This window comes from Flavobacterium solisilvae (genome assembly GCF_012911605.1).
In the GTDB taxonomy this organism is placed as follows: Bacteria; Bacteroidota; Bacteroidia; order Flavobacteriales; family Flavobacteriaceae; genus Flavobacterium; species Flavobacterium solisilvae.
Genome location: NZ_JAAMPT010000195.1, coordinates 37,822 through 46,074 on the forward strand (window position 1 = coordinate 37,822; position 8,253 = coordinate 46,074).

6 protein-coding genes and 1 rRNA gene are annotated in these 8,253 nt (G+C 32.9%); 1 reads left to right on the plus strand and 6 read right to left on the minus strand.

Features of this window, described 5'->3' with window-relative positions; all coding sequences use genetic code 11:
- Nucleotides 1–104: 104 nt before the first annotated feature.
- The 6 genes from G6042_RS02695 to thrS form a co-directional block, all read right to left on the minus strand.
- The gene (locus G6042_RS02695; RefSeq protein ID WP_169522729.1) at nt 105–785 is read right to left on the minus strand and encodes a hypothetical protein; all 681 of its coding nucleotides are present in this window, start codon (nt 783–785) and stop codon (nt 105–107) included.
- Between the two features lie 258 nt (nt 786–1,043).
- Entirely contained in the window at nt 1,044–3,962 is a 2,919-nt protein-coding gene (locus tag G6042_RS02700; RefSeq protein ID WP_169522731.1) for a M16 family metallopeptidase, read from the minus strand.
- Nucleotides 3,963–4,120: 158 nt separating this feature from the next.
- Entirely contained in the window at nt 4,121–4,465 is a 345-nt protein-coding gene (rplT, locus tag G6042_RS02705) for a 50S ribosomal protein L20 (RefSeq protein ID WP_169522733.1), read from the minus strand.
- A 100-nt stretch (nt 4,466–4,565) separates the two neighbouring features.
- A complete protein-coding gene (gene rpmI / locus G6042_RS02710; RefSeq protein ID WP_108370561.1) occupies nt 4,566–4,763 on the minus strand; it encodes a 50S ribosomal protein L35 in 198 nt (65 codons plus the stop codon).
- Between the two features lie 157 nt (nt 4,764–4,920).
- Entirely contained in the window at nt 4,921–5,421 is a 501-nt protein-coding gene (gene infC / locus G6042_RS02715; RefSeq protein ID WP_288110596.1) for a translation initiation factor IF-3, read from the minus strand.
- A 76-nt stretch (nt 5,422–5,497) separates the two neighbouring features.
- The gene (gene thrS, locus G6042_RS02720; protein ID WP_169522734.1) at nt 5,498–7,444 is read right to left on the minus strand and encodes a threonine--tRNA ligase; all 1,947 of its coding nucleotides are present in this window, start codon (nt 7,442–7,444) and stop codon (nt 5,498–5,500) included.
- Between the two features lie 718 nt (nt 7,445–8,162).
- Here thrS and G6042_RS02725 point away from each other — a divergent pair.
- A 16S ribosomal RNA gene (locus G6042_RS02725) occupies nt 8,163–8,253 on the plus strand; the annotation flags it as partial.

The following is an 8,253-nucleotide window of genomic DNA, read 5'->3' on the forward strand; positions in this document are numbered from 1 at the left end:
ATATAAAATTTGTCTAAAATACAATATAATTTGGTATGTCAAGTATAAGGGAAAGTCTTTTTTTTCGAGATTGTGCAACAGTTACCATTGTTGAGTCTAGTATTTTATATCTGTTTCGCAATACTTATTTTATTGTCAATTGCATCAAAATATTCAACATAGTCTCTCAAATCTGCATCAATCCAGTTTAACATTTCGTAAATTTCATTTTTGATGTTTTCTGCATATGTGAAGTCTATTCCATTTTCATTAAAGCAAATAGGTTCGTTATGATAAACTCTATTTCTAAATTCTCTTATTCTGTTTAATTTTAGACTTATTGCGCTTCTGTTGATTTCTGCAGGCTTGTTACTAAATGAATGTATAACAATTCCACCAATTAACCGATAATGGTGAGTATCAAACAAGCTTGTCCAAAAGCCAAAAGATTGTTCAGCAACAACTTTCCCAGCTGTTACCAATCCACCTTTTCGCCTAATGGTTCTTTCGGCATTCAAGACTGAATTTTTAAGAAAAAATCTGGATGCATTTAACGATTGGTCATTCATAAAACCATTTTTCTCTGTAATAATCCAATTTGGATTTTCGAAGTGCGCAGATACTTGATAGTTGCAAATGTTTCTCAAGAATATTTCAAATAAGTTTAATATTGGATAAAAAGATTGTGCAACTCTTAAGTTTGCTCTATATAATTTTTGCGCTTTTGTTTTTGAATTACCTGAGGCTAATAAAAATCTATTTAATCTTGGTTGTGAAAGATAGTATTCTAGCTTATTATATTCCATTAATTTTTTCTTAAAAAGATTGATTTTATAAATATATGCCGTATATTTGTAACGTAATGCTTAATCAAGCCTCTTTTCTGAAAAGGAAACGTAATTAAGTGAAAGATTTTACTTAAAGCTCTTTGGTTGTTCCGAAGAGCTTTTTTATATTACTGTTAACACCCAAATATACAAAAGTCTTTTAATTATAAATTTTATACAAACAAAAAACCTCTCAACAATGTCGAGAGGTTTTAGTATAAAAAAGGGAAAATTTAATTAGTAATTAAAGATTTCGTCTAAAGTTACTTCTTCAATTTGTCCTAATTTTTTAAGTGCTTCAAAGTCTAAGCTTTCTTTTTTACCAATAATTGCAGTATTGTATTTTTTGGTTTTTACTTCTTTGTTAAAGAAATCGTCAGTAGCTTTTAGGGTTAAACCTTGAATACTTTTGTAAATGTCTTTTCTAATATCGTAGTCGATTCCTAATTTTTTCAAATTTAATTGGTTGAAATAGATATTGGCTTTGATAATTCTGCTGGAAGCCATTTGTTTTAAACTAGATTCTTTTGCGTTATCAAATTGCTTTTCAATTTTTGGCATTTCAGATAATAATGCATTGATTGCATCAACAGCTTCTGGCAATTTATTTGCTTGTGTTCCAATAGAAACTTGCATATAATCGCTTAGATTTTTATCATTTGCTGTTCCATAATAAGCTCTAGCAGAATAAGCCAACGACTTCGATTCTCTAATTTCTTGGAAAACGATTGATGATAATCCCGAACCAAAATAAGCGTTGAAAACATTTACTGTTCCAGCAATTGCAGGATTGTATTTTTCTCCTTTGGCAACTCGTGTCATTTCGGCTTGTACCATGTCATAGTTTGCAAAATATACTTTGTCACTTGTAGCTGGTTCAGCATATTTTTTTGGAGTAGAAGGAGCTTTGTTTGCTGCTAAGTTGTGGTGTTTTTCTAACGCAGCAACGATTGGGTTTAAATCGCTTCCGTAGAAGAAAATCTCGTGTTGGTAATCGTTTACGCCTTTGATTAAATCGGTCAATTCAGTAACGTTCATTTCTTTCAATTGTTTTTCTGAAAGAATATCACGGAAACGTGAATCTTTACCATATTTTGCATAATTCGTCAAAGCGTTCATGATGCTTTCTTTACGTTTTTTAGCATTGGCACGATTGTTCAAAATGGTTTCCACCTGAGTGTTGTAAATCTCTTGGTCTGGTTTTACATTTTTGATGAAATTCTCTAATAATTCAATACCTTTTGGTAAATTATTTTCTAAACCAGAAAGCGTGATGTAGCTCAATTCAGTTCCAATATTTACCGAATAAGAAATTCCAATTTTATAGAATTCTTTTTTCACTTGTTCTGCGCTTAATTTATCAGTTCCAAAATAGTCAAGCATGCCAACAGCCAACGCTAATTTCTTGTCATTATCAGAACCCATATTGAAGATGTAGTTCAAACGAGCAATAGAATTAGTTGTATTTTTGATAAAACTAACGGTAGTGTTTTTTACTTTTTTAGTTTGAATTTCTTTTTTGAAATCAACAAAAACTGGAGCTAAATCAGCCGATTTTAGATTTTGGAAATCTTTGTAAAATTCTGATTGTGCATCTCTGTTTAATTGAACCGGAGTAATTTTTGGGTTAGAAACGCGAACTAATTTGTCGTTTACGCCTTTTCTTTTGTACACAATAACATAGTTGTCTTTGAAGAAATCGTTAGCAAATTTTACAATATCTGCTTTAGTAATTTTTGAATATTCATCAACTTCAGATACAATTTCACTCCAATTTCTACCTTGAATATAAGCAGAATACATAGTTGTTGCCAATCCGTCAGCCGATTCGAAAGTTTTCATTTCGTCTAATTTCATGTTGTTGTTAATGGCTTTTATCATCCATTCGTCAAAATCACCTTTTTTAATTTTTTCAACTTCTGCCAATAACAATTTTTTACCTTCTTCAAGTGTTTGTCCTTCTTTTACGGAAATGCTCATAGCTAAATAACCATAATCATTAAAGACAGAAGTATAAGCTCCAGCACCAAGCGCTGTTTGTTTTTGGTTGATGTTAGTATCGATTAATCCAACATCGCCTTGATTAGAAAGAATTTCAGCAGCAATTGTAGCCAAACGCGCTTCTTTGGTTCCAGCACCAAAAGTTCTCCAAGCCATTGTTAATCTCTCGGCAGTTGGACTTTTTACTTCTCTTTCAACAATTGATGTCATTGGAGCTTCGGATAGTTTTTTCTTCATTGGTAATTCTTTGTATTGGAATGTACCAAAGTATTGATCTACCATTTTAATCGTTTTATCAAAATCCAAATCTCCAACCAAAACTACTGCCATATTATTTGGCACATAATAGGTGTTGAAATAGTTGTGAATAGCAACCATTGAAGGATTTTTTAAGTGTTCCGATTTTCCAATAGTAGTTTGTTGACCATAAGGCGTTACTGGAAATAAAGCATCCATTAATGCATAGTTAACCAAACGACCATCGTTATCTTGAGCACGGTTGAACTCTTCATAAACCGCTTCTAATTCTGTGTGGAAAAGACGTAAAACTAATTCAGAAAAACGTTCTTTTTCAATAACCATCCATTTTTCTAACTCATTAGAAGGAATGTTGTTTTTATAAACTGTCTCGTCAACCCATGTATGCGCATTTGTTCCTTTTGCACCAAGCGACGAAATCAATTTGTCATATTCATTGGCAACTGAATATTTGGAAGCTTCTTGTGATACTTCGTCTATTTGTTTATAAATAGCCGCTTTCTTTTCAGGATTGGTTTCCGCTTTATGTTGTTCGTATAAATCAGAAATTTGAGCGATTAGTTTTTTCTCAGTTTCCCAATTTTGCGTTCCAATTTTGCTTGTTCCTTTAAACACCATGTGTTCAAGATAATGCGCTAAACCAGTGTTATCTGATGGATCATTGTTTGAACCTGTTCTTACTGGAATATACGTTTGAATTCTTGGCTCGTCAGTGTTTTGTGCCAAGTAAACTTTCAATCCGTTTTTTAAGGTATAAATACGAGTTCCGGTTTTGTCATTTTTTACCGTTTCGTAACTGTAACCTTGTTTGTCAGTCTTTTTTTCTGTAGAAGAATTTTGCGCCATGACTGTTGTTAATGAGAGAATTAAGCAACCGGTTAATAGTATTCTTTTCATGTTTTATAAGTTTTCCCAAAAATAGAGAAACTATAAACTCTATAATCAAAAAAAATGTTAAAAAAAGACTACAGCTGAGACTTTTACCCATAAAAAAACCCAACAATAAGTTGGGTTTTTCTATAATAAGTAAGTTAAAATCGAGGTTGTACAAACGTTTATTTTACTTTATTCACAACAGCTTTAAAAGCTTCTGGGTGATTCATTGCTAAATCAGCTAATACTTTACGGTTCAATTCGATACCGTTTTTCTTAACTAATCCCATGAATTGAGAATAACTCATTCCTTCCAATCTAGCTCCAGCGTTAATACGTTGAATCCATAATGCACGGAAATTTCTTTTGTTTTGCTTTCTATCGCGGTATGCATAAAGCATTGCTTTTTCAACTGCGTTTTTAGCAACTGTCCAAACGTTTTTACGACGACCAAAGAAACCTTTGGCTTGCTTCATTATCTTTTTTCTTCTTGCTCTTTTAGCAACTGAATTTACTGATCTTGGCATAATTTTTCTGTTTTTTTGTAGCAGGCGTCCTGAATTTAATCAAAGGAACTTAAAGCCATACTCCAAGGTTATTAAATACTTGTTTTAACCTAAAGAATTATTAGATAATTCTTAATTGTTCTTTAACACTTTTCATATCTGATTGGTGAACCAAAGCAGAATGAGTTAATGCTAATTTACGTTTTTTAGACTTTTTAGTCAAAATGTGACTTTTAAAAGCGTGTTTTCTTTTAATTTTTCCAGAGCCAGTAACTTTAAAACGTTTCTTAGCGCTAGATTTTGTTTTCATTTTAGGCATAATTTCCCAAATTTATTTGTGATTCAACTTACTTATTTTTTTTGCAGCGAAACAATTCGCTTGTTTTTTTATTGTCATTCCCGCTTTTCACTACAATCTCTTCGAGGATTTTCGTTTCAATCGGGGCTAAACAGTAAACCATTTTCTTTTCTAGAAACTATTTACCTTTTTTCTTCGGAGCAATGAACATAATCATTCTCTTTCCTTCAAGAACTGGCATAGCTTCAACTTTACCAAATTCTTCTAAATCCTGTGCCAAACGCAACAATAAGATTTGTCCTTGCTCTTTATAGATGATAGAACGCCCTTTAAAAAATACAAACGCTTTTAATTTAGAACCTTCTTTTAGGAACTTTTCAGCATTTTTTCTTTTAAATTCATAATCGTGCTCATCTGTTTGAGGCCCAAAACGAATCTCTTTAACAGTGATTTGAGTAGATTTAGCCTTTAACTCTTTATCACGTTTCTTTTGTTGATAAATGAATTTTCCATAATCCATCAATTTACAAACTGGCGGATCAGCGTTTGGAGAGATTTCTACTAAATCTACTTCCAATTCAGTTGCTAAACGCAAAGCTTCAGTGAATTTGAAAACTCCTGGTTCAATGTTTTCACCTACTAAACGTACTTCAGAAACACCACGAATCAACTCGTTAATTCTATGTGCTGCTGTTTTTTCTACTCGAGGTTGATAACCTCTGTTGTTTCTAATTGCTATGGCTATATTATTTTAGTTAAACTTCAAATGTTTTTAATGTTTTGGCAATTTCTTCGTTAACAATTTTAGCAAATTCTTCAATTGTTACTGTAATATTGCCTTTTCCTTCTTGTCCATGACGACGAACAGAAATGGTTCCGTTATTTGCTTCTTCCTCGCCAACAATCAGCATAAACGGCATTTTTTGAACTTCCGCATCTCTGATTTTTTTACCAATCGTCTCGTTGCGGTTGTCAATTAGGGCGCGAATTTCGTGATTTTCTAGCAATTCTAAAACTTTTTTAGCATAATTTTCATATTTCTCACTCAAAGACAAGATAATAGCTTGCTCTGGCATCAACCAAAGTGGGAAATTTCCAGATGTATGCTCCAGTAAAATAGCTATAAAGCGTTCCATTGAACCAAATGGTGCACGGTGAATCATAATTGGACGATGTAATTTGTCATCGGCACCTTTATAAGTTAATTCAAAACGTTCTGGTAAATTATAATCCACCTGAATTGTTCCCAATTGCCAGCTTCTGCCCAAAGCATCTTTTACCATAAAATCCAATTTTGGACCATAAAAAGCAGCTTCGCCACTTTCGATAACATAGTTTAATCCTTTGTCACGAGCTGCGCTAATAATTGCATTTTCTGCTTTTTCCCAGTTTTCAACGTTACCTATATATTTATCTGGATTGTCTAAATCACGAACTGAAACTTGCGCTGTGAAATTTTCAAATCCTAATGAACCGAATACATATAATACAAGGTCAATTACTTTTTTGAACTCACTGTCCAATTGGTCTGGTGTACAAAAAATGTGAGCATCGTCCTGAGTAAATCCACGAACGCGTGTCAATCCATGTAATTCTCCCGATTGTTCGTATCTGTAAACCGTTCCAAATTCAGCATATCGCTTTGGTAAATCTTTGTAAGACCAAGGTTTTGTGTTGTAGATTTCGCAGTGATGCGGACAATTCATTGGTTTTAATAAAAACTCTTCACCTTCTGCAGGAGTGTGAATTGGTTGAAAACTGTCGGCGCCATATTTAGCATAATGTCCAGAAGTTACATAAAGTTCTTTCTGACCAATATGTGGTGTAACAACTTGTTCGTAACCTGCTTTTTTTTGAGCTTTTTTCAAAAATTGCTCTAATCTATCTCTTAAAGCGGCACCTTTTGGTAGCCATAATGGCAAACCTTGTCCAACTTTTTGAGAAAACGCAAACAATTCAAGTTCTTTTCCTAGTTTTCTATGGTCGCGACGTTTAGCTTCCTCAAGTAATTCTAAATATTCAGTCAAGTCTTTTTGCTTTGGAAACGAAATTCCATAAACACGAGTTAACTGTTTGTTTTTCTCATCACCGCGCCAATAAGCACCAGCAACACTCATGATTTTCATAGCTTTTATAATTCCTGTATTCGGAATATGGCCACCACGACACAAGTCAAAAAAGTTGGCATGATCACAAAAAGTAATCGTACCGTCTTCAAGATTAGAAATCAATTCAGTTTTATATTCGTTATCCTTATATATAGCCAAGGCTTCCGCTTTAGAAACCGGACGCATTTTAAACTCGTGCTTCTCTCTAGAAATTTCTAAAACTCGGTCTTCAATTTTCTTAAAATCAGCATCCGTAATTTTGTTATCGCCAAAATCTACATCATAATAAAACCCGTTATCAATCGCTGGACCAAGCGTTAATTTAATTCCGGGAAATTGTTCTTCCAAAACTTGCGCCATCACGTGAGAAGTAGAATGCCAAAAAGCTTTTTTTCCTTCTTTGTCATTCCATGTATATAATATAAGAGAACCGTCGGTCGTCAATTCTGTTTCCGTTTCAACTGTTATACCATTAAAAGCTGCCGAAATTACATTTCGAGCTAATCCTTCACTGATGCTTTTTGCAACATCCATTGGAGTTGTGCCTTTCGCAAACTCCTTAATCGAACCGTCAGGTAGAGTAATCTTTATCATTATTTATAAATTTTCAAGTCCAATTCCGAAAATTCAGAATGGGATGCAAATATATACGATTACAAAAACACATACAATATAAGTATAAATATAATTTACATTAAGTATATACATAATTGTAATAATGTAGATGTAATAATGTATTAATATGAATATGAATATATAGGTTATTAATGTGAAATTTAGGAGCGATTCTTTGTTTATTATTTGGGAGTCATATTCCCGCTGTTCGGTACAATCTTTTTGTTTTTTTGTGATGTTTTGTGATAAAGAGGGATAATTAAGGATAAAAAAACAAAAAGAATTTACGTTTCCATCGGGGCTAATGGGTAAACTATTTGTTAATTTGTAAAAATTTCGGCTTGCATGATATGTAAAATCAATGAGTTAAGAAAAAAGTAAAAAAAAGGGATAAAAAGATTTGGATTAGGAGAAAAAAGATTTCTATATTTGCACCCCGCAAGAGAGGAAGTTCATTGAATAATTGAGAAACAAGTTTTAAAAAAATAAATCAAAAATATTTTCAAAAAAGCTTGTCAGTTAAAAAAGAAGTATTACTTTTGCACCCGCTAACCGAAAGAGAGGCGAAAAGAAAGAATAAAACGTTCATAGACATATTGGATTGACAGCCGTCTCGTTTTAATAACGAGACAAAATAAGAGAGTAAGAGAATCGATAAAAATCGAAGCTAGACTTTGTCTAAAAATACAAAAAATATACGATGAAGAGTTTGATCCTGGCTCAGGATGAACGCTAGCGGCAGGCCTAACACATGCAAGTCGAGGGGTAGAGGAAGCTTGCTTCCTTGA